General features: G+C 54.6%; 1 rRNA gene. It reads right to left on the bottom strand.

Annotation, left to right across the window (positions count from 1 at the left end):
- Window positions 1-33 precede the first annotated feature (33 nt).
- Window positions 34-2240 (bottom strand): 23S ribosomal RNA (locus BM009_RS22040); the annotation flags it as partial.

Here is a 2240-nt window from a genome sequence, read left to right as displayed (position 1 = left end):
CAACCCAGGGTTGTCGATGGGGGTGTGAAACTCTCAAGCGCGAAAAGAGCAATTAGTATCGGTTAGCTCCACGCGTTACCGCGCTTCCACATCCGATCTATCAAGGTCGTGGTCTTCGACCGCTCTATGAAATCTTATCTCGAGGGAGGCTTCCCGCTTAGATGCTTTCAGCGGTTATCCCGTCCATACATAGCTACCCAGCTGCGCTCCTGGCGGAACGACTGGTACACCAGAGGTATGTTCAACCCGGTCCTCTCGTACTAGGGTCAACTCCTCTCAAATTTCGACGCCCACGGCAGATAGGGACCAAACTGTCTCGCGACGTTCTGAACCCAGCTCACGTACCACTTTAATTGGCGAACAGCCAAACCCTTGGGACCTGCTCCAGCCCCAGGATGTGATGAGCCGACATCGAGGTGCCAAACAACCCCGTCGATATGAGCTCTTGGGGGTTATCAGCCTGTTATCCCCGGCGTACCTTTTATCCGTTGAGCGATGGCCCTTCCACGAGGGACCACCGGATCACTATGACCGACTTTCGTCTCTGCTCGACTTGTCAGTCTCGCAGTCAGGCTGGCTTATGCCATTGCACTCTAACAGCCGGTTTCCAACCGGCCTGAGCCAACCTTCGCGCGCCTCCGTTACTCTTTAGGAGGCGACCGCCCCAGTCAAACTACCCGCCACAGAGGGTCCCTGTACCGGATGACGGTACGAGGTTAGACAGTAAAGAACAACAGGGTGGTATTTCACTTGGTGGCTCCACACCAGCTGGCGCCGGTGCTTCAAAGCCTCCCACCTATTCTACACAGTTGTTCTCCACTGCCACTCTGAAGCTGCAGTAAAGGTGCACGGGGTCTTTCCGTCTAACCGCGGGTACTCCGCATCTTCACGGAGAATTCAATTTCGCTGAGCATGTCCTGGAGACAGTGGGGAAGTCGTTACGCCATTCGTGCAGGTCGGAACTTACCCGACAAGGAATTTCGCTACCTTAGGACCGTTATAGTTACGGCCGCCGTTTACCTGGGCTTCATTTCGGAGCTTGCACTCCTCCACTTAACCTTCAGGCACCGGGCAGGCGTCAGGCCCTATACGTCGTCTTGAAGCCGACTTAGCAGAGCCCTGTGTTTTTGCTAAACAGTCGCTACCCCCTGGCCTGTGCCCCCAACAAGAGCTTGCGCTTATGCTGGGCCTCCTTCTTCCGAAGGTACGGAGGCAATTTGCCGAGTTCCTTCAGGACACTTCTCTCAAGCGCCTTGGTATACTCTACCTGACCACCTGTGTCGGTTTCGGGTACGGTCTATACGGTGGGGCTATTTCCCGGGACTGCTTCGAAGCCAGCTCAATCCGATAAGAGCTGACAACACACGCAATCCGTCACACACCACCAGGCCCACGAATATTAACGTGGTTCCCATCGACTACCCCCTTCGGGCTCGTCTTAGGGGCCGGCTCACCCTGCGCGGATTAGCCTTGCGCAGGAACCCTTGGTCTTTCGGCGAGAGGGCATCTCACCCTCTTTATCGCTACTCATGTCTGCATTCGCACTTCCGATACCTCCATGGTCGGTTACCCTTCCACTTCACAGGCTTACGGAACGCTCCGCTACCGCGTGATCGTAAACGATCACACCCTAAGCTTCGGTGCACGTCTTGAGCCCCGTTACATCTTCGCCGCAGGAACCCTTGTTTAGACCAGTGAGCTGTTACGCTTTCTTTAAAGGATGGCTGCTTCTAAGCCAACCTCCTGGTTGTTTTGGGATTCCCACATGCTTTCCCACTTAGACGTGACTTGGGGACCTTAGCTGTAGGTCAGGGCTGTTTCCCTTTTGACGACGGACCTTAGCACCCGCCGTCTGTCTCCCGGATATCACTCCTAGGTATTCGGAGTTTGGTTAGAGTTGGTAGATCTCGCGACCCCCGCATCCATCCAGTGCTCTACCCCCTAGGGTGTTCATCCGAGGCACTACCTCAATAGTTTTCGCGGAGAACCAGCTATTTCCCGGCTTGATTGGCCTTTCACCCCTAAGCACAACTCATCCGGTAACTTTTCAACGTTAATCGGTTCGGACCTCCAGTGCGTGTTACCGCACCTTCATCCTGGTCATGCATAGATCGCCGGGTTTCGGGTCTAATGCATCAAACTCAGTCGCCCTATTCAGACTCGCTTTCGCTGCGCCTACACCTATCGGCTTAAGCTTGCTTGATACATTAAGTCACAGACCCATTATGCAAGAGGTACGC

The sequence above is a fragment of the Sphingomonas sp. NFR04 genome (assembly GCF_900114095.1).
Classification (GTDB): Bacteria; Pseudomonadota; Alphaproteobacteria; order Sphingomonadales; family Sphingomonadaceae; genus Sphingomonas.
This window is presented reverse-complemented; position numbering and strand designations above follow the sequence as displayed.